The 24,769-nt window shown below is 45.0% G+C and carries 22 protein-coding genes; 10 read left to right on the top strand and 12 right to left on the bottom strand.

What is annotated here, in order from left to right; genetic code table 11:
* Nucleotides 1-93: 93 nt before the first annotated feature.
* The 3 genes from EPL05_RS08900 to EPL05_RS08890 form a co-directional block, all read right to left on the bottom strand.
* Entirely contained in the window at nt 94-1,695 is a 1,602-nt protein-coding gene (locus tag EPL05_RS08900; RefSeq protein ID WP_128533584.1) for an ammonium transporter, read from the bottom strand.
* A gap of 555 nt (nt 1,696-2,250) precedes the next feature.
* Nucleotides 2,251-2,451: a hypothetical protein gene (locus EPL05_RS08895; protein ID WP_128533583.1), complete on the bottom strand. Its 201-nt coding sequence runs from the start codon at nt 2,449-2,451 to the stop codon at nt 2,251-2,253.
* Nucleotides 2,452-2,545: 94 nt separating this feature from the next.
* Complete coding sequence (locus EPL05_RS08890) at nt 2,546-2,824, bottom strand: DUF6958 family protein (RefSeq protein ID WP_128533582.1); 279 nt, start codon at nt 2,822-2,824, stop codon at nt 2,546-2,548.
* Between the two features lie 287 nt (nt 2,825-3,111).
* Here EPL05_RS08890 and EPL05_RS08885 point away from each other — a divergent pair, with 287 nt between their 5' ends.
* Nucleotides 3,112-3,432 (top strand): hypothetical protein, encoded by a 321-nt coding sequence (locus tag EPL05_RS08885; RefSeq protein WP_128533581.1) that lies wholly within the window; start codon nt 3,112-3,114, stop codon nt 3,430-3,432.
* A 57-nt stretch (nt 3,433-3,489) separates the two neighbouring features.
* On the opposite strand, the gene EPL05_RS08880 is transcribed toward EPL05_RS08885, so the two are convergent.
* Together EPL05_RS08880 and EPL05_RS08875 are read right to left on the bottom strand one after the other, a co-directional pair.
* Entirely contained in the window at nt 3,490-3,672 is a 183-nt protein-coding gene (locus tag EPL05_RS08880; RefSeq protein WP_128533580.1) for a hypothetical protein, read from the bottom strand.
* Between the two features lie 93 nt (nt 3,673-3,765).
* Nucleotides 3,766-3,960 (bottom strand): cold-shock protein, encoded by a 195-nt coding sequence (locus EPL05_RS08875; RefSeq protein WP_128533579.1) that lies wholly within the window; start codon nt 3,958-3,960, stop codon nt 3,766-3,768.
* Nucleotides 3,961-4,174: 214 nt separating this feature from the next.
* On the opposite strand from EPL05_RS08875, the gene EPL05_RS24470 reads away from it, so the two are divergent.
* Together EPL05_RS24470 and EPL05_RS08870 are read left to right on the top strand one after the other, a co-directional pair.
* Nucleotides 4,175-4,303 (top strand): hypothetical protein, encoded by a 129-nt coding sequence (locus tag EPL05_RS24470; protein WP_262708165.1) that lies wholly within the window; start codon nt 4,175-4,177, stop codon nt 4,301-4,303.
* Between the two features lie 8 nt (nt 4,304-4,311).
* Nucleotides 4,312-4,635 (top strand): hypothetical protein, encoded by a 324-nt coding sequence (locus tag EPL05_RS08870; protein WP_128533578.1) that lies wholly within the window; start codon nt 4,312-4,314, stop codon nt 4,633-4,635.
* Between the two features lie 97 nt (nt 4,636-4,732).
* Here the strand turns inward: EPL05_RS08870 and EPL05_RS08865 are convergent, their stop codons facing one another.
* Entirely contained in the window at nt 4,733-5,257 is a 525-nt protein-coding gene (locus EPL05_RS08865; protein ID WP_128533577.1) for a PRC-barrel domain-containing protein, read from the bottom strand.
* A 29-nt stretch (nt 5,258-5,286) separates the two neighbouring features.
* Complete coding sequence (locus EPL05_RS08860) at nt 5,287-5,946, bottom strand: OmpA family protein (protein ID WP_128533576.1); 660 nt, start codon at nt 5,944-5,946, stop codon at nt 5,287-5,289.
* 152 nt (nt 5,947-6,098) lie between these two features.
* On the opposite strand from EPL05_RS08860, the gene EPL05_RS08855 reads away from it, so the two are divergent.
* Both EPL05_RS08855 and EPL05_RS08850 read left to right on the top strand, forming a co-directional pair.
* Entirely contained in the window at nt 6,099-7,685 is a 1,587-nt protein-coding gene (locus tag EPL05_RS08855; protein ID WP_243837252.1) for a M20/M25/M40 family metallo-hydrolase, read from the top strand.
* Nucleotides 7,686-7,976: 291 nt separating this feature from the next.
* Nucleotides 7,977-10,004, top strand: coding sequence for a tetratricopeptide repeat protein (locus EPL05_RS08850; RefSeq protein ID WP_128533575.1), 2,028 nt, complete (start codon nt 7,977-7,979; stop codon nt 10,002-10,004).
* Between the two features lie 206 nt (nt 10,005-10,210).
* Here the strand turns inward: EPL05_RS08850 and EPL05_RS08845 are convergent, their stop codons facing one another.
* Nucleotides 10,211-11,920, bottom strand: coding sequence for a GMC oxidoreductase (locus tag EPL05_RS08845; RefSeq protein WP_128533574.1), 1,710 nt, complete (start codon nt 11,918-11,920; stop codon nt 10,211-10,213).
* Between the two features lie 451 nt (nt 11,921-12,371).
* Here EPL05_RS08845 and EPL05_RS08840 point away from each other — a divergent pair, with 451 nt between their 5' ends.
* Entirely contained in the window at nt 12,372-13,220 is an 849-nt protein-coding gene (locus tag EPL05_RS08840) for an MOSC domain-containing protein (protein ID WP_128533573.1), read from the top strand.
* A gap of 182 nt (nt 13,221-13,402) precedes the next feature.
* Here the strand turns inward: EPL05_RS08840 and EPL05_RS08835 are convergent, their stop codons facing one another.
* Genes EPL05_RS08835 through EPL05_RS08820 form a run of 4 tightly spaced genes read right to left on the bottom strand, consistent with a single transcriptional unit; the run spans nt 13,403 to nt 16,021 of the window.
* Nucleotides 13,403-13,873 carry an SRPBCC family protein gene (locus EPL05_RS08835; RefSeq protein ID WP_128533572.1) on the bottom strand — a complete coding sequence of 157 codons (471 nt, stop codon included), beginning with the start codon at nt 13,871-13,873 and terminating at the stop codon, nt 13,403-13,405.
* Nucleotides 13,874-13,876: 3 nt separating this feature from the next.
* A complete protein-coding gene (locus EPL05_RS08830; protein ID WP_128533571.1) occupies nt 13,877-14,803 on the bottom strand; it encodes a TIGR01777 family oxidoreductase in 927 nt (308 codons plus the stop codon).
* A gap of 7 nt (nt 14,804-14,810) precedes the next feature.
* Entirely contained in the window at nt 14,811-15,623 is an 813-nt protein-coding gene (locus EPL05_RS08825) for a thiol-disulfide oxidoreductase DCC family protein (RefSeq protein WP_128533570.1), read from the bottom strand.
* A gap of 8 nt (nt 15,624-15,631) precedes the next feature.
* Nucleotides 15,632-16,021 (bottom strand): hypothetical protein, encoded by a 390-nt coding sequence (locus tag EPL05_RS08820; RefSeq protein WP_128533569.1) that lies wholly within the window; start codon nt 16,019-16,021, stop codon nt 15,632-15,634.
* A gap of 156 nt (nt 16,022-16,177) precedes the next feature.
* Here EPL05_RS08820 and EPL05_RS08815 point away from each other — a divergent pair, with 156 nt between their 5' ends.
* The 4 genes from EPL05_RS08815 (at nt 16,178) to EPL05_RS08800 (ending at nt 23,311) form a co-directional block, all read left to right on the top strand.
* Nucleotides 16,178-17,056, top strand: a complete 879-nt coding sequence (locus EPL05_RS08815; protein WP_128533568.1) for a diacylglycerol/lipid kinase family protein — start codon at nt 16,178-16,180, stop codon at nt 17,054-17,056.
* 5 nt (nt 17,057-17,061) lie between these two features.
* A complete protein-coding gene (locus tag EPL05_RS08810) occupies nt 17,062-17,610 on the top strand; it encodes a dual specificity protein phosphatase family protein (protein WP_128533567.1) in 549 nt (182 codons plus the stop codon).
* A 130-nt stretch (nt 17,611-17,740) separates the two neighbouring features.
* The gene (locus tag EPL05_RS08805; protein ID WP_128533566.1) at nt 17,741-20,071 is read left to right on the top strand and encodes a penicillin-binding protein 1A; all 2,331 of its coding nucleotides are present in this window, start codon (nt 17,741-17,743) and stop codon (nt 20,069-20,071) included.
* A 66-nt stretch (nt 20,072-20,137) separates the two neighbouring features.
* On the top strand, nt 20,138-23,311 hold the full coding sequence (locus EPL05_RS08800) for a DPP IV N-terminal domain-containing protein (RefSeq protein WP_128533565.1): 3,174 nt from the start codon (nt 20,138-20,140) through the stop codon (nt 23,309-23,311).
* Nucleotides 23,312-24,769 lie beyond the last annotated feature (1,458 nt).

Here is a 24,769-nt window from a genome sequence, read left to right as displayed (position 1 = left end):
TCGTTAGGCCACAAAAAAAGCAGCCCCGGTAGTTTACGGGGCTGCTTGGCATTGAAATATCCGGCAAAGCCGGGAGTAATTTTATTAAAAGGATTAGGCAGGCTGTTTAACGCCTTTATCCATCAGATCGCCTAAGGTAATTTCTTCATCCTGAGCAGGGTAAATTTCGATACCGTGATCAAATACGTCAATACCGCCAACACCCAGTTCGCCATGCTCTTCAACACGCAGTTTCCATGGATGTGGTAATTTGTTGATGAGATACATCATAGAGAAAGATACGATGAACACAGCAGCGGTAATGATGAAGCTACCAAGTAACTGGGCTTCGAGCACCGCGCCACCACCACCGTATAATAAACCTGTAACCGGGGCAGTATTATCAGCACCGGTTGGGGTAGTAAAACCATACTGGCCTGATGCGAATAAACCTAATGATAAAGTTCCCCAGATACCGTTTAAACCGTGTACCGAGAATGCGCCAACCGGATCGTCGATACGGAACCACTCAATAATATAAACACCGGCAAATATGATGATACCGCCAATGGCACCTATCATGATTGAACCGAAAGGGCTAACCCAGTAGCAAGGGCAGGTAATAGCAACCAAACCAGCCAGGAAACCGTTTACTGTAAAAGCCAGATCGAATTTGCCTTTTGTAGGGCCCCACCATAAAGCGGCAAGCATAGCGGTGAAACCACCGGCGCAGGCTGCTAAAGTAGTGTTGGCAGCCACACGGCCAATCCCTTGCATGTCCATAGCGTTTAGGGTACTGCCCGGGTTAAAACCATACCAGCCAAACCACAGGATAAAACCACCCACGGCAGCTATGAGTAAGTTATGGCCTGCAGGTAAGCCGCCTTTCTCTTTATTATCACGTGCAAATATGCGGCCTAAGCGTGGCCCCAAAACTATTGCGCCGGCCAATGATGCAACACCACCTATAGTATGCACTACGGTTGATCCTGCAAAGTCGCGGAATGGCTGGCCCAATAATTTTGCGAACACACCAGATGTACCCATGGTAGCCAGGAAACCATCCGGTCCCCAGGCCCAGTGGCCAATGATTGGGTATATAAAGCCTGTGATACCTATTGAGTACAGGATATCGCCACGGAAGCTTGTGCGGCCTATCATAGCACCCGATACGATGGTAGAGCAAGTATCGGCAAATGCAAACTGAAAGATCCAGTGCGCCAATACCGGTACACCGTAAGCCAGGTAGGTATCAGGTATGTTTTGTAAAAAGAACCAAGTTTTACCATCTGCGCCGCCCCAGCCAATAAAGCCGTTACCCTGGCCAAACATAAAGGCGTAACCAATAGCGTAGAACAAGATACCGCAAAGGCAGGTATCAAAAATACATTCCATTAAAACGTTAACGGTTTCTCTTTTGCGGGCGAAACCAGCCTCAAGCATTACAAAGCCCGCCTGCATCCCAAATACAAGGAAAGCTGCAACCAGGGTCCAAACGGTGTTAATGGTGTTGATCATTGATGTTTCGTGCGCAGTGTAGGTGTCTGCAGCATGAGCCGGCGTACCAAAAAAGTTTGGCAGCACCATCATGGCCATTACAACCAGGAACAAGCCGGTTAGTTTCCCGATAAAAATGGTAGCGCCGAGCTGCCATTTTTCTTTCGACAGCTGCCGAAAGGAGTCCAGCAGGTTGATTTTTGTAGAATTACTCTTCATTTGTTGTTAATTAAGTGGATTGATATGTTAAAAAAAGTCTTTTTAGCAAATGGGGGTTGAAATCACTATCTAAACACAACTATTAATAATAAAATCTATAGAATAGGTATTAATTAATAATTTTTTATGAAAATATGAATGAATTTCAATAAAAACAAATCATAAATAAGATATTTTCAATAAACACTACCAAAAATTCAATTATTAACATACAAAAACAAGTAAATAATTTTCAAAAGAAGAAATTAGAGAATTAAAAATTGTGATTATATAAAATATTGCCATAGTACGGGCCATATTTTTACACTTTTCATAATATTAACAAAGATTTAACCATTTTTTAAAGCAAAGCGTATGCTATGCACGCATAAAATGGGACAAAACCACGATTTTTCAGTACAATTTTGTTCGTTTTATAAGGAAATGAGGAGAAAAGAAAAGAATTGTTAGTTGCCTGCTATAGAAACAGCGGCACTAAAAGCCTGGAGACAAAAAAAAACAGCCGGGCAACATCAACAAACTAGGCCCCGGGGGAGATAAGATAATAATGACGGACTATTTACCATTCGTTACGCCGGCTTCGGCCCACGATCTCCGTAAGCCATCATTCAGCTTTAAGTAGTTTTCTAAAGCGGCCTTAAAGCGAAAGTAGCGCTGCTTCTCAAATAGGGCCAGTTTTGGTTTCAGGTCGTCCAGCATTTCTACCGCTTCGGCGAGGTATTGCTGCAGCTGTTGGGTTTCTTGTGTGTTTTCCATAACGGGGTAATTTACCCGAAGGTAAGCGTTATAGGGGTATTTTACTAATTTTTTTAGTAAATAATGGGGTTTTATAAATTTGATGTGATAACTTTTAAGCGACGCTGTAAATTGGAAGCTTACTTTTACTCCGCTGTATCACCCCCCTCGCTTCCAGATCCAGTTTAACGGTTTCGCCATACCATTGGGCGTTTCCTTTAAAATAACTACTCACCCGTTTATGTATCGCCTCCATAAGCTGCGTATGGCTTAAGTCGCCCTCTTTCAAAACTTCCAGTATAGCGACTTTAATGGTTTCGTACTTTTCCAGGGAAATAACCTTATTAGTTTTTCCGGCATCGGGGTGCAGGGTTTGGATGGTGGTGTCTTTCATATTATTGCTGCTATACCTTTAATAATGCAGAAAGTTCACCATTTAACCGAAGTTTTACAAATCAAATCAGCAATCAACCTCCCAAACATAAATTTATCGCCGCAGGTTATTAAAATATATCTATCACACATCGTTAAATAATGCATCACAATACTTTCCATAACCGTACAGCGCACTGTATCACCACAGTACAGCGCACAATAGGTAATCAACACAACTACCTAAAAATCAACATCTTAAAACCATGGCATTGCTTTTGACACCGATAGATTATAACTAGTGCCATCATGAGAAATAACCGGCCATTGATCCGGCGTACCTTTCGCCAGGAACGCTTCGATATCCTTATCAAAAAACAACGCAACGGCAACGCAACCTTTAACGACCTTACCGAACTGGATGACATTGTAAACCGCGACCCCGAGATACGCGAAAGCATCCTCGAAGAAATGCACGAGCATGAGCACCCCACGCGAGGAACCGAACAGGAAGAAATTGTTATGCTAAAAACCGAAAAACCCCTTAGTTTACTGGAGCGCTTAAAGGCATTTGTTAACCGGATGTTTATGGTAGAAGCTACCGGCCTTAAAACTGTTTTGCTGGGTTGAAAACAGGATTTCTTTAAGCTTAGTGCCTTTGTGCTATAAGCTTAAAGAAGATGATGTTTATTTTTCGGGAGGTATTGAGGTAATCTCTCCAAATTCATTTACGTAGGCCATCATGCTTTCCAGGTCGGTGCTGCCGGTGTTATCCTTGCGTTCCTGTTTGCGGTATGCCTTGTCTTCCTTTTTTTTCTGGCGATTTTTTTCCAGTTGTTTTTTCATAAAAGTTGCTTGCGATTTCGCCATATTGGTATGTGGGTTAGTTAATACTTATTTTAAGAGAATAAAAAAGCATCTGCCTTACAGCAGATGCTCACGATTAAATTTTATAGTGATTTGTTAAACTACTTTTACATTTACCGCTGTTAGGCCTTTTTTGCCTTCTTCTACATCAAACGTAACGCTATCGTTTTCGCGGATCTCATCGATCAGGCCAGTTGAGTGAACAAAAACATCGCTTCTGTTATCACTCTGTGAAATAAATCCAAAGCCTTTTGTGACGTTGAAAAACTTTACAGTTCCTTCTTTTGACATTATTATATTGTTTTTAATAAGCGTGCAAGGTAATCATTATATACGGCATTATTTCTTAATTTAAACTTTTACCTTAAATTAATTATAAAAACCTGCTCATTTTCAATAAATAAAAGGTACATTTAAACAATTACAACAAACACATTTTAAAAGCATCTGCTGCGTTTCATGGCGAGGCATATTTTCATTTTAGCTAATTACACACCCATATATCATGAGCAAAGACAAGAAACAGGTTAAAGAAACCAAGAAAGAAAAAAGCCTAAACGTAAACAAAAAAGTATCATCCTACCAGTCGGGCAAATCCACTTCATCTGCCGACCTCACCTCTAAGAAAAAATAACCTCCTGCATGGACGAAAAAACAATAGAAAATCAAACCCGCCTATACCTGTACGACCTGATGAACACCGCCAAAGAGCACGGTTTTAAACCCGATGATGTTTGGGAGTTTAGCCTGGTTGGCGATGTAGAAAAAGCACGCCTGCAAAAAACATACTACCCTACTATAGCAACCAAAATGTTACCTGAAGCTGTTTTGGAAGTATTTCACCAGATCAAATCAAGGCTGAACCAATCTTTCAGCAAGGATGAGCAATCGCTTGATAAACGCACCGTGGTTACCGATAACCTAAACTACCTGGTTGCCTACAACTTAAAAAGACCGCGTACTTAGTAGTGAGTAGTAAATGGTGAGTAGCGAGTGTGCAATAGTCGGTTACGGCTCACACAAACTCCCTATTCACCATTAATAATTCATCACTCACCACTCACTATTTCCCCTCCTCCGGTTCATCCAAATAACTTTGGCTTACTGTATTATCCGCTCCCGGCTGGCGGCGCTTGCCGTAGAATTTGGTTTCGCTGAAATGGTCGTGGTCGTAAAAATCGGTACCCAGCATTACATTCGCCTCCGGGCTTACAAACACGTTGCGGATCTGTGCCTCGGTATCAGCATTGATCTCCCTACCCCGTTCGTAAAGCGGTAAAGCTAAGATCTGTGCTTTTGTAATATCGGGTATAATCACATCGTCATCATCCTCATGCAATTCGGCAACGCCAATGGGAATCAGAATGCGGCCGTCCTCCAGGTCTATGTCGTTATTTTCCATGTGTAGTATAACGTACCGCACCTTGCGCGATTGAGGGTTGAAGAGCAGCTCATCCACCTCTCCTATTTTATTATTATCAGAATCGCGCACGTCCCAGCCCTGTATATCCGGCTGCCCGTCTGCTATCTCGAAATCACTTTCGCTCAACTCTTCCAGTTTGCTGTAATCGTTATCTTCTGAACCCATGTCGTTATTGTTTAAGGTTGAATTTGTATTTAGTTCTTTGTGGTATCTGCCGGGAACGCTACGATTTCCACGCTCCGGTTTTGCTGTCTGCCGCTTTCGGTTCCGTTGGTGGCAATAGGTTTAGCCTCGCCAACCGAGTGTACCGATATCATCGCATCGGCAAACCCACCTTTACTTATCAACCAATCTTTAACGGCATTGGCACGCTGGGCACCTAAGATCCGGTTAGTTGATGATGCGCCCGTGCTATCGGTATGCCCGTAAACACCTATCGCCGCGTTATTGAACCTTTTATGGAGCGATGCCGAGATCAGTTTCAGTCGCCCATCTGCACCGCCTTGTAAGGTGCTTTGATCTTCGGCAAACAGGACATTTTCGCCTAAACCGTAAATGGTGTATTTATCGGTGCCGCGTACCACAATGGCGGTATCGGTAATTTCATCGTATGTTGATCGCGGCAGTTCAAAATCCACGGCTTCCCAATCGGGCTGGGTAACGGCTATTTTTGTGGATGTATTATTGGTATCTACATGAGTAGAATCCGAATCGGTAGTTTTTAAAGCCTGCGGCTGATAACTGCGGTTGCATCCGCGCCACAGCATAAACAGTACACCAAGTATCACCAAAAGTATCACGATCCATATCCAAAACGGACTCCGTTGCTTGGGTTGTACATCCAGTTGCGCCATAGTTTAAATTAATTTTTACTTAGATCTCTTTATATCAAAGCATCGGAGTGGTATTTGGTTTTAAAAAAATAGCACAAACTGGTAAGTTGCACGCTTTGTGAAATTGCTGTTACCAAATCATAAACCCATGGCTATTATTTATATTCGCCTATATGAAAACTACCAATACGCTATTGCACCTCCTCAGTGCAAAAAACATCACAAAAATGCTGGTTATCCCAGCGCTTTTTGCCGCCGGAGCAGCTACCGCGCAAACCAAGGACCCTGTTGTAGATAACATTGTAAAAGAAGAGACAGAAAACTCGCAGCTGGTGCCGCTTGCCAAACAACTGTTTGATGGTATTGGCCCACGTTTGGTAGGCACGCCGCAGATGGAAAAAGCAGGCCAATGGGCGCTGGAAAAATATAAAGACTGGGGCATCACGGCCCGTTACGAAAAATGGGGCGACTGGCGCGGTTGGGAACGCGGCGTATCACATATTGACATGGTTACCCCGCGTGTAAAATCGCTGGAAGGCACGCAACTGGCCTGGAGCCCCGGCATGAAAAAAGCGGTTACTGCCGAAACCATCATTCTGCCTGAATTTGCCGATTCTATCGCGTTTCAAAAATGGCTGCCTGCGGTGAAAGGTAAATTTGTAATGATCTCTATGCTGCAGCCTACCGGCAGGCCCGATTATAACTGGACGGAGTTTGCCACCAAGAAATCTTTCGATAAAATGAAGGCCGACCGCACCGCGCAAACTGATGCATGGCGCAAACGCATCAGCAATACCGGTTTAACCGCGCGTAGTTTACCCCCCGCATTGGAAAAAGCCGGCGCGGCGGGTGTCGTTACCTCTAACTGGTCGGCAGGTTTTGGGGTTGATAAGATATTTGGCGCTTACACCAAAAAAACGCCTACGGTTGATATAGCGCTGGAAGATTATGGGATGCTGTACCGCTTAACCGAAGGCGGCAGCAAACCAACCATTAAAATACAAGCAGAATCTAAGGAACTTGGTGCTGTACCAACCTTTAACATTGTTGGTGAAATAAAAGGAACCGAAAAACCGGATGAGTATGTGATGCTTTCTGCACACTTCGATTCCTGGGATGGCGGCCAGGGCGCTACCGATAACGGCACCGGTACATTAACTATGATGGAAGCCATGCGCATCCTTAAAAAAGTATACCCTAACCCTAAACGCACCATTTTAGTTGGGCACTGGGGCAGCGAAGAACAAGGCCTGAACGGCTCACGCGCTTTTGTGGAAGATCACCCGGAGATAGTGGCCAACCTGCAGGTTTTATTTAACCAGGATAACGGCACAGGCCGTGTGGTGAATATCTCCGGACAAGGCTTTTTGAACAGCTACGATTATATTGGCCGCTGGCTGAGCAAGGTACCCGCGAATATTCGTGAGCAGATCACTACCAACTTCCCTGGTACACCAGGCGGCGGAGGGTCCGATTTTGCGTCGTTTGTAGCGGTGGGCGCTCCCGGCTTTTCATTAAGCTCAAACAGCTGGAGCTATGGCAGTTACACATGGCACACCAACCGCGATACTTACGATAAGATAGTTTTCGACGACGTAAAAAATAACGCTATGCTAACCGCCATACTGGTTTACATGGCCTGCGAAGACCCAGCCAAAACCTCACGCGACAAGATCGTATTACCCATAAACACCAAAACCGGCGAACAAACCAAATGGCCGGCACAAACCAAAGCTAACAGGCATGGTGGGTTTGAATAAAAAATTCATCAGAATCAGAATTTACAGAATTATAGGATTTTCAGAATAACAACAGAAACTCCCATTGCCAATCGAAAATTCCTTTATATTAAATTCTGCTCATTCTAAAATTCTGAAAATCCTGATTCAGACAAGCACAGCCCGCCCGCTGTGCTTTTTTATTTACAATTAACCCTGTAACTCATAGCTTATAGCTATATTAATCATGAGGTTAAAACGGGCGTATTTACCTAATTTAGCAAACCATTTATTCCGTTTTACTTACATTAGGCATCTTTGAAAAATAAATTAATGAAGAGATTGTTATTTATTCTGTTTTTGTTGCCGGTTTATTGCATGGCCCAAACCGCTACCGATTACATGACGAGCGGCAACACAAAAGCAAATATGAAGGATTATAAGGAGGCCATTGCCGACTTTAACCGATCTATTCAAATGAACCCCGGCGTGGCAAGGGCGTTCCTGTACCGGGCCAATGCTAAAACCAATATAGGTGATTATGGAGGTGCCGTTGCCGATTTTACTAAAGCATTGGACCTCGACCCAAGGTTATTAGATGCGTGGCATTACCGTGCCAATGCAAAAAGCAATTTAAAGGATTATGCGGGCAGCCTTGCCGATTTTGATAAAGCGATAGCCCTGAATCCGCAAAAGGGAGAGTTATACAAATACCGCGCGGTGGCTAAGGCTAACCTGAACGATAATAAGGGTGCTATTGTTGATTTTGACATTGCCGAAAAGTTTTTACCGGGTGATGCCGACCTTATTTACTACCGCGCAAACTCAAAAGGGAACCTTGGCGATTACAAGGCGGCTATTGCTGATTTCGACGCCGCTATTAAGGCAGAGCCTAATAACTCTGAAGCATGGTTCTATCGTGGTAACGCTAAAGCAAATATCAGGGATTACCAGGGCGCCATTGCTGATTACCGCAGGGTAGTGAGTCTTAATCCCCAGATGCCCGAACTTTACCATTACCTGGCCTCTGCCGCCAGCAATGCCGATGACGATAAAGGCGCGATTGAGTTTTTTGATAAAGCGATTGAGCAAAACCCAAAAAAGGCCGAACTTTACATGGGCCGGGGCATCTCTAAAAACAATATGAATGATCGGGATGGTGCCATTGAGGATCTGAGTAGGGCTATCGCCCTGAACCCTAAATATGACGAAGCTTACCAAAACCGGGCTGATGTAAAGATCAACATGAAAAACTTTACCGCCGCTATTGCCGATGCCGATACCACCATCAGCATAAACCCTAAAAACGCCTATGGGTATATGTCGCGCGCTAAGGCTAAGATAGAATTGAATGATACAGTTGGCTCACTGGCGGATTTTGCGACCACCATTAAAATAGAGCCTAAAGCCACCTATGCCTACGTAGGCAGCGGAGATATTAAGGCGGCCCAGCACGATTATCCCGCCGCCATAGCGCTTTATAGCAGGTCGCTAACGCTGGATGCACGCAGCCCTTACGCCTTACTCCATCGCGCCCGCATTAAAATGAAGAATGGCGATGTGGAAGGAAGCCTGGCCGATTACAAAGCCGCAATTGAATCCACACCGCAAAACAACGATCTGTATATAGATTATGGCAAAGCGCTTATCGCTTCCGGCCGTTACACGCAGGCTTTAAAGGTATTTGATGATGCCATTGTGATAAACCCTAAGAATGTAAACTTCTACAGCTATCGCGGCGTTGCCAAAAGCAAGCTGGATGACCTGGCAGGCGCAATGGCAGATCACGACCTGGCTATAAAACTGGCCCCATCCTCTTCAGAAGCATTCATCAACCGGGGTAATAGCCTGGTGGCGCTAAAAAAATACGATGAGGCATTAGTTGATATCAACAAAGGCATCTCCCTCAACGAAACCAACGACGAGGCTTACCTTGCCCGTGCCGATCTTAAACTAATTAAACAGGAATACTTAGGGGCCGTATATGATTACATTAACGTGTTGCTGCTCAACCAAAATAACGTAAAAGCCTATACGGGCCGTGCTATTGCCGAAAGTTTTACGGGTGATACCCTGGCCATGAAAAAAGATTTCGCTACGGCGCTTAAACTGGAACCCAAAAGCACCACAGTACTCATGGCACGTGCCACAGCCCGAATGAATTTGAAGAACTGGGCCGCGGCATTAACAGATTTAAACGCCATTATTTTAATGGACCCTAAAAATGCGACCGCTTACCTCAACCGCGGCATCATCAAAGCCCAGCGCGGCGAGAAAACAGCAGGTTGTGCAGACATTAACAAGGCTGTAGCCCTCGGCTTAAAAGAAGCCGGCGATAAACTGGCGCTGTATTGTAAGTAAGAGATTAGAACATCAAACAAAAAGAGGTTAGCCGTTTTACGGCTAACCTCTTTTTGTTTATACTAAAAACCCTACGTCATGCCGAAATTTTTTCGGCACCCCATCATAAAAGTAGTGCACATACATCGCCGTTTAGCAAAGTTCGATACCTGTCCTGTAGGATCCTGAAACAAGTTCAGGACGACGTTTATTAATAATTGTCCCCCCTAAATATTCCCCTTCTTCAACTCATCTGCAGCAAAATTCGCGGCGCGGGCAGTAAGGGCCATATATGTTAAAGAGGGGTTTTGGCAAGCCGAGGACACCATACAAGCGCCATCGGTAACAAAAACGTTTGGTGCGTCCCAAACCTGGTTGTGCTTGTTCAATACCGATGTTTTAGGATCGTTACCCATGCGGGCGGTGCCCATCTCGTGGATGCCATCACCAACATTATGCCCCCTGTCGTGCGTCTCAATATTTTTAACACCCGCCATTTCCAGCATCGCTTTTGCCTCATTTACGATATCCACGCGCATCTTTTTCTCGTTATCCTTTATCTCTGCATCCATAGAAAGGATAGGCAGGCCCCACTTATCTTTCCGCTCCTTATCAAGCGTTATTTTATTCTCATGATACGGCAATAGCTCGCCAAATCCGCTCAGGCCCATCTGCCATTGCCCGGGCTCGGATAGCGCCTCTTTGTATTTCGCACCAATGGTAAGTTCGGCAATTTCGCGGCTCCAGCCCTGCCGGCTCGCTCCGCCCTGGTAGCCAAAACCGCGCAGGTAATCGCGCTTATCGCCAAACACGTTGGCAAAACGTGCCAGGTAAATGCCATTTGCGCGTCGGCCATAAAAGTATTTATCCTCGTAGCCTTCCATTACACCGCTTGCACCCAGATTGTAGTGGTGATCCATAATATTATGGCCCAGTTCGCCGCTGCTGCTACCCAGGCCATCCGGCCATATATCCGTTGCGGAGTTCATCAGCACCCAGGCGCTATTTAAAGCGGAAGCGTTTACAAACACCACTTTGGCGTAAAACTCATAAGTTTTATTGGTTTCGGCATCCAGCACCTCAACCCCTTTAGCACGCTTGGTATCCTTATCATATAATACTTTAGTAACGATAGATTGTGGCCTTACCGTTAAATTGCCCGTTGCCAGTGCTGCCGGCAAAGTAGATGATTGCGTACTGAAATAGCCACCAAAAGGGCAACCTTCCCAGCAACGGTTGCGGAACTGGCATTTGGTACGCCCGGGGATAGCCGCCGTTAAATTAGCCACCCGGCCAATGATCATGTGGCGGCCAAACTTCTTTTTAATACTGGCGGCAACATCCTTCTCCACCCAGTTCATATCCATAGGCGGCAGAAAGTGCCCGTCGGGTAATTGCGGCAACCCTTCCAGCGAGCCACTGATGCCCGCGAATTTTTCGGCATGATCGTACCAATGGGCAAGATCTTTATAGCGGATCGGCCAGTCTATCGCCCAGCCATCTTTCGCGTTGGCATCAAAATCAAGGTCGCTCCAGCGGTAGCTTTGTCGGCCCCATAATATAGAGCGTCCGCCCAACTGGTACGATCGCCACCAGTTAAAGGGCTTTACTTCAGCGTAAGGGGCGTCCTGCTCATCTACCCAATAATCCATAACAGCCTCCTGCGCACCCCAGTTACGCGATATAACCGGTCTGCGGTTGCGCTGAGCCTGGGTTACATTACCACGGTGCTCAAAATCCCACGGGTTGTTATTGGCTGTTTTATAGTCCTTTATGTGCTCAAAATTAGGCCCACGCTCCAGCATAATGGTTTTCAAGCCACGTTCGGTAAGTTCTTTGGCAGCCCAGCCACCGCTGATGCCCGATCCTACAACAATAGCATCGTACGTGTTTTGGGCTGTCGCCTTACCGTTAATATTGGGTGCGTCTATTGGCATAATTTTAAGATTTTTGCCGCTGAAATAGTGGCGTTAATAAAAGGTTAAACAATTTTATAGATTTATAACTGCAAAAACAACTGTAAGTTGAACATTTAATGTGTGTGGTGAGTGAAAATACACCTGCACTGTTATTTGTTTAAATTCTGAAAATTCTTCCAATTCCATAAAATTCGAGTTCAGACAAATGATGGCGATGCCTGCGGCCCGGGCTTTTCGTTCCAACTCCTCGTTCAGCACTGCTGATAAAAGCAGCACTTCATTCCGGGATTTCCACTACAATCCCTATCGCATTTTTTCTGAACCTTGATTAAAAGTTCATAAGATTGCCCTGATTTATCGTGTTAATCATAAAAATCACTTAATCGTGTTAAATTATCCTATGCTAACTAATCGCTGATTAACTGATCGCTAATCGCCAAAACTCGCACCAAAGACTTATTTTTACGGCATGTTACAGGTAAGCGCACTATACATCTACCCCATCAAATCCTTAGGCGGCATAATAGTTGATACGGCCATCCTTACCGATCGCGGCCTGCAGCACGATCGCCGCTGGATGCTGATAGATGCCAATAATAGGTTCCTTTCCCAGCGCGAGAACGCGCAAATGGCGCTGTTAAAAACAGCTTTGAGTAACGAGGGCATTTTGGTAACCTACCTGCCCGATAACACCTCCATTACCATCCCATTTTTACCGCAAAGCGAAGAAATGCTGGAGGTTAGAATTTGGGACGATACCTGCCGGGCGCAATTGGTGAGCAGCCATATAGACGATTGGTTTTCGGAGAAATTAAACTTACTCTGCCGACTGGTTTACATGCCCGATAACATCCACCGTCCAACCGATCCAAGGTATACCAACAAGGGTGCCATCACCTCCTTTTCGGACGCCTACCCTATGCTGATCATTGGCCAGGCCTCATTGGATGACCTGAACTCCCGCCTGCCTGATGCGTTGCCCATGAACCGTTTCCGCCCGAACATTGTATTTACCGGTGGTGAGGCGTACAGCGAGGATACCATGAAACATATCAATGTAAATGGCATAGATATGCACGGTGTAAAACTCTGCGCCCGCTGCGTAATGACCACAATTGACCAGGAAAACGCTAAAAAGGGCAAGGAGCCGCTAAAAACGCTGGCCAAATACCGGTTAAAAAATAATAAGATCTATTTCGGGCAGAATTTGGTACACACCGGCGAAGGTGTGCTAAGTGTGGGCGATGAGATAAGCGTTTTAGAAGCACATAACGAAGAAAGGTTTTTTATAAAAGCAGCGGACGTAGCTTCCAATTAAACAAATCATCCCCAACCCGTCATTGCGAGGCACGAAGCAATCTCAGAACTTTGCATGACCGTTTTGCATACTGCCTACCTTTCTATCGGAAGATTGCTTCGTGCCTCGCAGTGACGCGCGGGGAAGGCAAGCTCCCCTATCAGTAGGAAATTTGTGAATAATGCATTGCGCTCTGCAATTCCTTAACTCTGTAATTCATAGCGATGCTCCTCAGCAGCTGCTTTTATTACAGCATTCCTTTTCAGCAAAAGCTTCGTCATATACTTTTCTAAAAACAAGCCGTCAACCAGTTTACCCAGATAGCCAAACGGCGATTTGAAGATAAACTCATCCTCCATAAATGTAAAGCTGCCCACCTGCTTAAATTGATGCAGGTGGCGCATCATTTTGAACGGGCCTTTTTCTATCTCGTCTATAAAGTAATCATTGACTGCAAACTCGCTGATGCGGATGGTCATGTTTAGCTTCAGTCCGAAGTGGTTGGCTTGCCAGGTTACCCAATCGTTGAGCCCGATAAGCCCTGAGGTTTTGCCGGCGATGGCTTTCTCATGCGTATGTTCCATGGAGTTTACGTGCAGGTCGATGCTTCGGGAAAGATCGAAACATACTGCTGCGGGTGCTTTTATTTTAGTGGTTAGTTTAATAATAGCCATGGCTTAAACCCTCAAACTTAAAATATCGTGTACCGCATGCTCTGCTTTCGGAAACTGGAATACAAACCCCGCGTCCAGTAATCGTTTAGGTGTTACCCAGCGGCTTTTCAGGATCAGTTCGGTTTCGGTGCCGATGACCTTCGCGCCAATCTCCAGCAGCCATTGAGGTGCAGGCAAGCCGAATGGAATGCCGTAAGCTTTGCGGATGATGCGCATCAGGTCTTTATTCTTAACTGCTTCAGGCGCCGCGCAATTGATAACGCCGTCCAGCTCGGTATGCTCCAGCAAAAATTCGGTGATGCGGGCGGTATCGTGCTCGTGGATCCAGGCAATGTATTGCTCGCCGTCGCCTTGTTTGCCGCCCGTCCCCAATTTAACGAGGTTAAGCAGGCGCGGGAAAACGCTATCGCTGCGGCCCAGGGCAATACCATGCCTAAGGGCAACCTTGCGGGTATTTGGCGTATCGGCGTCAAAAAAGCACTGTTCCCACTGGGTGCATACGTCTATAGAAAAGCCATACCCTATTTCGCCGGTGGCTTCGTCCTGCGCGTGGTCTTCCGCGTGGCGGTAAATGGTAGCAGATGCCAGGTTTATCCACAGTTTTGGCGGCGTAGCAAGCTTGCCTATCACCTTGCCCAGCAATGTAGTAGGCATTACCCTACTGCGGATGATCTCCCGTTTATTTTTTTCGGTATAGCGGCAGTTCACATTTTTACCGCAGAGGTTTATCAGCATATCCGCACCGTTGAGCGCGGTGCCCCATTCACCTTCGGTCTCACCATCCCAAATAAGGGTTTTAATGTTACCATCGGCGGGTGCAGGCTTGCGGCTCAGCAGAATAATTTCTTCAGCAAAGTTTTTATAGTATTTAGCTAATACCGTAGCCAGGTAACCATTACCGCCGGCAAGCACTATTTTATGATATTTCATGATATGTTTAATTTAAGATAACAATTAACAGCAGCAGCCTGTAAACCACCCAACTGATGGTAAGCAGCCAGCCTAACTGCATCAGTTTGGTACGGCGGATGTGTTCTAAAAACATCAGCCCGGCCACGCCCAAAAAGCATAAGGTACATATTATTGGCGTTAGGGCAACAAATTTGGCTACAAGCAATACGGGCAGCAACAATAACGCACCTGCTAAAGATATCGTCATCATATTGCCCAGGTACTCCCAGCGTTTAGCGGGCCTGTACAGGCTGATCACTATCCCCTGGAACAGCACCTGCCCGCCGCAGATATAATACTCGCGCAGCAGATCGCCAAGCGGAACAAGCGGGGTTAAATGATGCGCATAAACCGTGAGAATACTACCCACCATCAACCAGGTGAACACCAGATAAATAAGCCTGTAACCCAACCTAAAGCTGGGTTGTATGCCCTGAACCTCATGTGCCGCAGGGATAATTACCCTGCGGTTGTAAGAGATAAACGCGTACACCTTCTTCATCAACCAAATAAATGGCCCAAACCCAAACAATGGCTTAAACACCGGGAAGCTGTTGCCGATCACTTTAAACAAGCTCTCTACACCGTAACTTACTTCGCCGGTTTGCGTGTTTACAAGGGCTATTTCGTTCACGGCGCGCTGCCTGTCAACCAGCGGACAAACCTCATCGGGAATGTTTTGGTAACTGGCCCTGCCCCCATCGCCCAGCATACCGCTGCGGGTAAAGGCTTTGGTATAAGCCTTGCACATAGGGCAATCGGCATCGTAAAGTATCAGGTGATCGTTCAGCGTTTTCATGGCCCGGGTTATTTAGGTTGTACAAATACTACGTTAGCTCTCTCGCCTTTTACCAGTTGCGCTTTGTTGCGCAGTTTAAAGAAAACCACCACGTTAAAAAAGTGCATGGCACCAAGGATAAGGATAATAGTACCTATTTTATAACTCAGTACCTCTATCACTTCCTGGGTACTTTTGATGGTGTTGGTCTCTTTTAGCACCAAACACATATAGCCAATATTGACAAGGTAAAAGCCTACTACCAGCAGCTTGTTCACGCTATCGGCCAGCGGGGCATTGCCATGAAAAATATCCACCAAAAAAATGCGACCGTTGTTAAATAAAACTTTAGCTACCCAAACGGTTAATAAAATACTAACGGTGAGGTAAACCGCGTAGGTTAAAATAAAGTAGTTCATGATTTCTATGTTTTTTATCGTTGTGCTTATTGCATGTACAAATGTAGAATATTTATATTGAACTTTCAAAATATATTGAAAGTTTATTTTATATAATTATTCCTCACCCCCTGTATTATATACGATACTGGAATGGTATTTGCCAAGTCATAACAAATGAAATTCAAGAACATTCAGTTTATCATCAATCCGGGTTCGGGTAAAGAGGAACCTATCCTTAGCTACCTGCACAATGCGCTTAACGGGTCTGATATCGATTGGGATATTACCGTTACCCGTAAAGAAGAAGACACTTTTAATACAGCGAAACAGCTTATTGGTAAAACAGATCTGGTAGTTATTTACGGTGGGGATGGCAGCGTTACCAAAGCAGCTGCGGCGCTTTACGGCAATAAAACACCGTTGGCCGTTATACCCGGCGGTACAGCCAACATTCTATCTAAAGAATTGGGTATACCGCAGGATTCGCCCGGGGCGATAGAACTCATTGTGGCGGGAAACGCCAAAGTAAGGCAGATGGATATGGGCATAGCTAACGGCACACCTTTCCTGCTTCGGATAAATCTCGGCATCATGGCAGATATGATACTCGATGCCGATGCAGGGCTTAAAAGTAAACTGGGGCAGGTAGCATATGGTATAACCGCACTTAAAACCACTATTGCTGCAAAACCCCTATCTTATGAACTAACTATCGATGGGAAGCAAATAAATGAAGAGGGTGTTTCGTTAACCGTAACCAATGCAGGGAACATCGGTATCGGCGAGATGTCGTTCCTGCCGGGGATAAGCGTATACGATGGCGAACTGGACGTGATCCTATTAAAAAGCGCCGATCCGCTGTCGATGTTACAGGTTGCAGGCAGTACGTTATTCCATACAACATCCGACGTTTTAAAACACTGGCGGTGCAAAGAAGTTGTGATAGAGTTGAGCGATAAAGTAAAATATATTTGCGACGACTGCGAAGACGAGGCCAAAAAGATCGAAATAAGTATCATACCAAAAGCACTCAACGTTTTGGTGCCAAAATAAAAACAATGTTTAGCAAAATAAAAAGCTCGGCCTTGGTTGCGTACATCTTTTTACAGAAGATGGCAGATATAACGCACCGTTATGTGTATGGCCTGCCCAACATTAAACGCAGCCAGATCACGGCCCACCTCTTCCTCGGCAGTCAGTATAACTTAATTGGCCTAAAAAAATTAAAAGCCCTTGGGGTAACGGCAATTGTAAACATGCGCATCCACTCGGTTTACACCGAAGCGCAGTACGAAGGCTTTAAATATCTCCACCTACCTACGGTAGACAATACACCACCCGATCTGGATACACTTTTGAAAGGTGCCACCTTTATGGATAACGAGATCAAAGCAGGGGGCACTGTATACGTACATTGCAGGCAGGGATTGGGCCGAGGCCCTACCATGGCTATCGCCTACCTTATCAAAGCTGGTGCAACTTATCAGGATGCTTTTGACCTCGTAAAAAGCGTGCGCACCTTTATCAACCCCCGCCCCGGGCAAGTTAAAAGGTTAAAAGAGCTGGAAAAAGTGTGCCGTGAAATGGATAAAGGCAGCGCTTCGTAATTATTTGTCTCTGCGCAGAAAATAAATGAACATGCAACGTATTAAATTAAAATTTAGTTAATAAAATTGCGTTGTTAATTTTTTGTGCCGCGGCTATGGTAATAGTTGCATAAATTTCCATCTTTACCCCATGTTCAGAAGTATAAGAAACCGATACCTGAGATACCTTACCATCTTTGTTTACTTTGTTATCCTCTTTTTCTGTGCCATAGAATTGAATTTTCTTTGGCTGTTTGGCTATTCGCCCGATATGAGGGATATCAAAACCCCTACCCAGCAGTTTGCATCCGAGGTGTACACGGCAGATGGCAAGCTGATAGGTCGTTTTTATAAAGAAAACCGCTCTCCCGTAGAATATAAGGACATATCGCCCAACCTCATTAACGCGCTGGTTGCTACTGAGGATGTGCGCTTTTATAAGCATGGCGGGGTAGATTTTATCGGTTTTGTAAGCGGCCTGGTATCAACCGCAAAAGGCGACCGCCGCGGCGCAAGTACCATTACCCAGCAATTGGCAAAAAACCTGTTCAACACGCGTAAACGCAAATCGCAGGGATTGGTAAAGTATATCCCGGGAGTAAAGACGGTTGTTTTTAAATGTAAAGAATGGCTCACCGCCTATAAAATAGAGCATCAGTATACCAAACAACAGATCCTTACGCTTTACCTCAATACAGTTCCATTCGGCAATAACTCGTATGGTATCAAAACCGCTACGTTAAAGTATTTCAACAAAATGCCCAACCAGGTTACCCCTGCCGAGGCCGCTACTTTAATAGGCATGCTGAAGGCAACCTCTACCTATAACCCGCGGGTTTATCCGCAGCGGGCACAGGAGCGCCGCAATGTGGTACTTGCGCAAATGCTGAAATACAATTACTTAAACAAGGTTGGCTACGATACCAGCAGCAAACAGCCTATCACGCTCGACGGCAGCTATGTAGATAAAACTGGGCAGGGCGATTCGTATATCCGCCACGCGGTAGAACGCTGGCTGGATAAATGGTGTAAAGACAACGGATACGACCTTTACGAGGATGGCCTGAAGATCTATACCACTATAGATAGCAAACTACAGCAATACGCCGAAGATGCCGTTGCCGATAAAATGAAGATGCTGCAGAGGCGTTTCAACAACCTATGGGGCGATAAAAACCCATGGCGCGATAGCAAGGGCGTAGAGATAAAAGATTTTCTGCTTAAAGCAGAGCAAAGGCTGCCGATATACAAGCTACTGAGCAAAAAATATAACGGCGATACTACCCTGATAAACAACTACTTCGAAACCAAAAAACGCATGAGCGTTTTCACCTGGAAAGGCGACCAGGATACCACTTTCAGCAGCGTAGATTCGATAAAATACTACACCAAAATCCTCAATACCGGGATGATGACCATGGAGCCATCCACAGGCAAGATCAAAGTTTGGGTTGGCGGTATCGACCATAAATACTTTAATTACGACCACGTAAACCAATCAAAACGCCAGGCAGGATCCACCTTTAAGCCATTCGCCTACGTTACCGCTATAGATAACGGCTTTACCCCCTGCGATAAGTTTACCGATAAACGCGTAAGCATTAAATTTAAGGATAACGGTAAAGATGATGTTTGGGAACCCAATAACGCCGATTTTAATTTCTCCGGCCGCGAGATGTCGCTGCGCTGGGCGATGGGCAAATCGGTTAACTCGATAACCGCGCAGGTAACCGAGCATGTGGGCTGGGATAAAATTGTACAGTACGCACATAAGATCGGCATCGAAAGTCCGCTGAAATCGGTACCATCGGTATCATTGGGTTCTAACGATGTTTCGGTATTTGAAATGGTAAGGGCTTACAGTACTTTTCTGAACAAGGGTCAGAAAGTAGACCCATTGCTGGTAACCAAAATAACCGATCAGAAAGGCGATATTATACAGGAATTTACGCTGAAAACCGAGCAGGTTTTAAGCGAAGAAACCGCCTGGCTTATGCTTTACATGTTCCGCGGCGGTATGGAAGAACCGGGCGGCACTTCGCAGGCCCTTTGGGAGTATCCTGGCCTTTGGAAGAAGAATAATCAGATCGGCGGTAAAACCGGTACCTCAAGCGATTATGTAGACGGTTGGTACATGGGGATTACTAAGGACCTGGTAACCGGTATTTGGGTAGGTGCCGATGATAGGAGCGTGCATTTCACCACATCCGAAACCGGGGAAGGTTCGCATACAGCCCTGCCTATATTTGGCGAGTTTATGGAAAAGGTTTACGCCGATGCTAATTCGGGCTACACCTACGGACCGTTCCCGAAGCCATGGGTAAAGATAACCAAGGAATATAACTGCCCAACACCGCAACAGTACAGCCGGGATACCACCGAAACCGACAGTACAAATATGCCGGTAGATACCTCTGGTGTAGTGCCCGCCCCTGCTACGGAGGAAAACCCCGAGAATATTCCGCCTACACCTAATAAATAGTAAATTTCTGCGTTTGGCATTCAGCAGGCTTTTAATTAAATTACGCAATATTCTTAAGTCGACTTTATGAATAAACGTTACCCATTCGCAATAAAACTTCCGTTCGTATTGTTTTTGCTGGCCGCAGCTTTATTGTTTAGCCCGCAGGCCAAAGCGCAATACTTTGGGCAAAATAAGGTAAGGTATAAAAAACTGGATTTTAAGGTTTATAAAACACCGCATTTCGAGATCTACTATTACATAAAAAATGATAGTATGATGAAACGTTTTGCGCAGGAAGCCGAGTTATGGTATACGCTTCATCAGCAAGTGTTTCGCGATACTTTTGCCAAACCTAACCCCATTATCCTATACGCCAACCACCCTGATTTTCAGCAGACAACCGCCATCGATGGAGAGATCAGCGTAGGTACGGGCGGTATTACCGAAGGACTTAAAAACCGGGTAGTGATGCCGGTGATGGAAACCAACCAAACCACCCGCCACGTTTTGGGGCACGAATTGGTTCACGCTTTCCAGTATCACATGCTGTTAGGTCGCGATTCTTCCAACTTTGAAAACATTGGCAATATCCCGCTTTGGATGGTGGAAGGTATGGCAGAATACCTTTCGCTGGGTAAAAAAGATGCCTACACCGCCATGTGGATGCGCGATGCCTATCTCAACCACGATATCCCGACGGTAGAAGCCTTAACCAACGGCAATAAATACTTCCCTTACCGTTATGGCGAGGCGTTCTGGTCGTTCCTTGGGTCTACTTATGGCGATACCATTATTGTACCGTTCTTTAAAAACACGGCACGTTTTGGCTTGCAATATGGTATAAGGCGCACCCTGGGGTATGATGATAAAACGTTGTCGCGCCTTTGGAAAAACTCGATAGAAAACACCTATAAACCATTTTTAAAGGATACGGTGCAGAAACCGGTCGGCCTGAGAGTTATCGACGATAAAATAGGCGGCGATATGACGGTGGCCCCATCCGTAAGCCCGGACGGGCGGTACATCGCCTTCCTGTCGTCCAAAAATTTATTTAGTATCGATCTCTATCTCTCCGATGCCCGAACGGGCCGGATCATTAAGCGACTCACCAGTAAAACCGCCAATTCGCATGTGGATGAATTCAATTTTATCGAATCGGCAGGCGCATGGTCGCCGGATAGCAAGAAGTTTGCCTTTAGCGTATTCAGCAAAGGCCGAAACCGGATGCTGGTTGTTGCCGTGCCCAATGGTACCGTGCTGAACGATATTTCGATGGGCAAGGCGGAGCAGTTTAGTAACCTAACCTGGTCGCCCGATGGTAAGAACATAGCGTTCCAGGGCTTATCCGAGGGACAGGGCGATCTGTACCTGTATAACTTCGATACAAAAACCGTAAAACAGCTCACCAACGATAAATACTCAGATTACCAGCCTACCTTTTCGAGAGATGGTAAAAAGATCATTTACGCCAGCGACCGCGGAACTTACGACCAGGTATTATCGCAGGAAATCACCTTTAACCTGGCCGAGCTGGATATCGCTACCGGTAAAATTACCGATATCAAAATATTTAACCACGCCAATAACCTCAACCCGTTGTACTCTGCGGATGGTACGCAGGTTTACTTCCTGAGCAACCGCGATGGTTTCCGCAACTTGTACCGCTATACTTTAGCATCGGCCAAGGTGGAGCAAATGACAGATCTGTTTACCGGTATTTGCGGTATTACAGAATTTTCTCCGGCGCTTAGCATCTCGGCAAACGATGATATCATCTACTCGTACTACCGCGCTCAAAAATACACCGTCTACAACGCAAAGGCATCTGAATTTACGCCGCTTGTAGTTGACGGTGGTACCACCAATTTTGATGTTGCCATGCTGCCCCCTACCCGCGCGGTTGGAGTAGACCTGATAAACGCAAACCTGAACAACTTTTTGGCCTACCCAAAACTATCTGCCGATTCTATCCACAGCATAGCATACAAGCCAAAATTTAAGCTTGATGCACTGGCCAGCAATGGCGTTGGCGCGCAGGTAGGCACCTATGGTACCGGCTTATCCAGCGGCATTGTGGGCGTATTCAGCGATATTTTGGGCCGAAACCAGATCTACGCCAGCGCATCGGTAAATGGCGAGGTTTATGATTTTGGCGCGCAGGGCATTTACATTAACCAGGAAGGCCGTTGGAACTGGGGTTTCGGGCTCTCGCATATCCCCTACCAGTTTGGCAATTATGGCATTAGTGCTGCTACTATTGATTACCAGGGAAAACCGACAAATGTATTAGACCAGCATACCGACATCATCCGCATTTTCCAGGACGCGGTACAGGGCTTTGTGCAGTACCCAATATCCAAGCAGCTACGATACGAAATTGGCGCAAGCGCGGCACGCAGCAGCTTCCGTATCGATCGCTACAGCACCTATATCCTCCCTGTTACCGATGCCACCGGTACATATTACCAGCCTATCGACTTTAAAAAACACAAAATAACCCGCGAACAATACCAGGCCGAAACCGGGTATGATTACCGCCCGTTTAGTACGTATACTATAGGTACCTCCCTCACCGGCGACGATTCTTACTTTGGTATAGCCGCTCCGCTTGGTGGCTACCGGTTTAAACTCGGTATAGACTATAACTTTGGCACCTACAAATATTACGCTCCTAATATCGATCTGCGCAAATATGTAAGAGTGCAGCCAATTACTTTTGCGGCAAGGTTTTACGGTACCGGCCGTTTTGGTGATGATGCCAACAATTTTTATCCGCTTTCGGTTAGTTACCCATGGCTTGTACGCGGTTACGATCTTTACACCAACAATGCCACCACTACCTCCAATACCAGCCTATGGAATAGCAACCAGCTTAATGGTAGCCGTATAGCGGTAGCAAACTTTGAGATCCGCCTGCCATTTACCGGGCCGGAAAAATTATCGGTAATACCATCCAAATTTCTCTTCTCCGATCTGAATTTATTTTTTGATGCCGGGTTAGCCTGGAACAAAGGCGATAAGATCACCCTGTTTAAAACAGAGCCGGATATTTTATCAACCGCAACAGTTCCGGACCAAACCACGGGGCAACCTACAACCGTTTACACGGTATCGCGTGTACCGGCCTTTAGCGCGGGTATATCATTAAGGATAAACGTATTTGGGGCTTTTGTATTGGAACCATACTATGCCTTCCCTTTCAACCGCAAGGACGTAAAGAAACCGGTATTTGGTTTCAACTTTACCCCGGGATGGTAAGTTAGATGTGAGATATTAGATGTGAGATTTGAGACAGAACTCAATCCTTTTGTGTTAATAGCACCTAAATACAAAAAGCTTGTGGGGGGTGACCAGTTAGCTGTCCACGCTGACGAGTATAAATTCATACCCATCGCCGGTTGAAGCGTTGCAGACATAGATTTAACTATGGAAAATTACTTTTAATTTGGTAATTTAAGTCTGGACGCTTAAGCTTTTTGCATTCAAGCGAGGACGCTTGGATGGGAAGATACCATAATGATGAAATATCATAAAATTTATGAAGTTATTTTCGATAATATCGATTATTGCATTCCTTTCAGGATGTACCGTTCGGTCAAACATGAATTCGAATCGGAGTGGAATTAAAAATAAAAAGGATTATAAATACAACGTTTATAAGATTGACTCTATTAATTCCTACTACTTGATTTATGCACGCAAAGGGGATTCACTTTTTAAAATTGTATCAAAAAAAGATAAAAATCTGCTTTGTAAAAGTATAATCCAAAATCATTACTATGAGTTTAAATTACATTCGCAGACAGGAGAAGTTAAAATTGGAAATGTAATTATACCGGTATCTTTACACGTTAATTGTTTCGGATATGATGATTCTACTTCTATTTGCTTGGAAAGAGATTCAATAACTGCTCTATATCACGGAGATAATATAAAAGGATTGTGTTTTCTTGCAAACAAGTAAAATCCGCCCATTCAGGCGTCCACCCAATTCGCCTACGGATATGCCCAATGAGGGTTACGATTACGGGCCAATTGCCAACAATTTCATGTGGGGTCACAAAAACAATTAAATGGATATTACGGCATGAACCTAATGAACCGTCCGCAACCAGCAGTGACATTTGGATCAAACAGTACTTATGTTGATACAAATCAGTTATGGTCAGGCATATTCAATAACATTATCAACCATCAAATAAACAATCAATATGGGAGACCCGCGACACCACCAACTGCTAATAATGCTCAATAGCCTGTTTTTAATTTTTTGCATTTCGTGTAACCAAAAGCAACATTGTAAAAATGTCATCTACGCTAATGTTTATGGGGATTTTAAAAAACGCGCTACACTTAAATTTGATGACAATATTATATACGATAAAAAAAGTGATTTAAATCACAGTTTGAATTTAGATGCGACAAGAGGGCCTTTTTATTTTGATAAAGATAAAATCAAAATTTATTTCTCAATAGATGGTGATGATACGTCATTTATATATCCTTTAAAAAAAAGTAAATTATATAAGTGTTGGATACTCAAATCGGCGACATGAATTTCAATTTTCGTCACCGGATTCGAAGCAATTCTTTATGCCGAGAATATAAAAACTATGGCACTGGGTTGAAAAAGATTTTATCCCCCCGCCCGGTCAGGCGTCCACGCCTGACTGTAAAATTTATCAGCGTCCGCGTTGACGGTTATCAATAGATGAC

This window comes from Mucilaginibacter gilvus (assembly GCF_004054195.1).
GTDB lineage: Bacteria > Bacteroidota > Bacteroidia > Sphingobacteriales > Sphingobacteriaceae > Mucilaginibacter > Mucilaginibacter gilvus.
This window is presented reverse-complemented; position numbering and strand designations above follow the sequence as displayed.

Bases quoted from the DNA above. Each gene is read 5' to 3' on its own strand.
- EPL05_RS08900 (WP_128533584.1), bottom strand. From the start codon at position 1,695: ATGAAGAGTAATTCTACAAAAATCAACCTGCTGGACTCCTTTCGGCAG.
- EPL05_RS08895 (WP_128533583.1), bottom strand. From the start codon at position 2,451: ATGGAAAACACACAAGAAACCCAACAGCTGCAGCAATACCTCGCCGAA.
- EPL05_RS08890 (WP_128533582.1), bottom strand. From the start codon at position 2,824: ATGAAAGACACCACCATCCAAACCCTGCACCCCGATGCCGGAAAAACT.
- EPL05_RS08885 (WP_128533581.1), top strand. From the start codon at position 3,112: ATGAGAAATAACCGGCCATTGATCCGGCGTACCTTTCGCCAGGAACGC.
- EPL05_RS08880 (WP_128533580.1), bottom strand. From the start codon at position 3,672: ATGGCGAAATCGCAAGCAACTTTTATGAAAAAACAACTGGAAAAAAAT.
- EPL05_RS08875 (WP_128533579.1), bottom strand. From the start codon at position 3,960: ATGTCAAAAGAAGGAACTGTAAAGTTTTTCAACGTCACAAAAGGCTTT.
- EPL05_RS24470 (WP_262708165.1), top strand. From the start codon at position 4,175: ATGAGCAAAGACAAGAAACAGGTTAAAGAAACCAAGAAAGAAAAAAGC.
- EPL05_RS08870 (WP_128533578.1), top strand. From the start codon at position 4,312: ATGGACGAAAAAACAATAGAAAATCAAACCCGCCTATACCTGTACGAC.
- EPL05_RS08865 (WP_128533577.1), bottom strand. From the start codon at position 5,257: ATGGGTTCAGAAGATAACGATTACAGCAAACTGGAAGAGTTGAGCGAA.
- EPL05_RS08860 (WP_128533576.1), bottom strand. From the start codon at position 5,946: ATGGCGCAACTGGATGTACAACCCAAGCAACGGAGTCCGTTTTGGATA.
- EPL05_RS08855 (WP_243837252.1), top strand. From the start codon at position 6,099: ATGAAAACTACCAATACGCTATTGCACCTCCTCAGTGCAAAAAACATC.
- EPL05_RS08850 (WP_128533575.1), top strand. From the start codon at position 7,977: ATGAAGAGATTGTTATTTATTCTGTTTTTGTTGCCGGTTTATTGCATG.
- EPL05_RS08845 (WP_128533574.1), bottom strand. From the start codon at position 11,920: ATGCCAATAGACGCACCCAATATTAACGGTAAGGCGACAGCCCAAAAC.
- EPL05_RS08840 (WP_128533573.1), top strand. From the start codon at position 12,372: ATGTTACAGGTAAGCGCACTATACATCTACCCCATCAAATCCTTAGGC.
- EPL05_RS08835 (WP_128533572.1), bottom strand. From the start codon at position 13,873: ATGGCTATTATTAAACTAACCACTAAAATAAAAGCACCCGCAGCAGTA.
- EPL05_RS08830 (WP_128533571.1), bottom strand. From the start codon at position 14,803: ATGAAATATCATAAAATAGTGCTTGCCGGCGGTAATGGTTACCTGGCT.
- EPL05_RS08825 (WP_128533570.1), bottom strand. From the start codon at position 15,623: ATGAAAACGCTGAACGATCACCTGATACTTTACGATGCCGATTGCCCT.
- EPL05_RS08820 (WP_128533569.1), bottom strand. From the start codon at position 16,021: ATGAACTACTTTATTTTAACCTACGCGGTTTACCTCACCGTTAGTATT.
- EPL05_RS08815 (WP_128533568.1), top strand. From the start codon at position 16,178: ATGAAATTCAAGAACATTCAGTTTATCATCAATCCGGGTTCGGGTAAA.
- EPL05_RS08810 (WP_128533567.1), top strand. From the start codon at position 17,062: ATGTTTAGCAAAATAAAAAGCTCGGCCTTGGTTGCGTACATCTTTTTA.
- EPL05_RS08805 (WP_128533566.1), top strand. From the start codon at position 17,741: ATGTTCAGAAGTATAAGAAACCGATACCTGAGATACCTTACCATCTTT.
- EPL05_RS08800 (WP_128533565.1), top strand. From the start codon at position 20,138: ATGAATAAACGTTACCCATTCGCAATAAAACTTCCGTTCGTATTGTTT.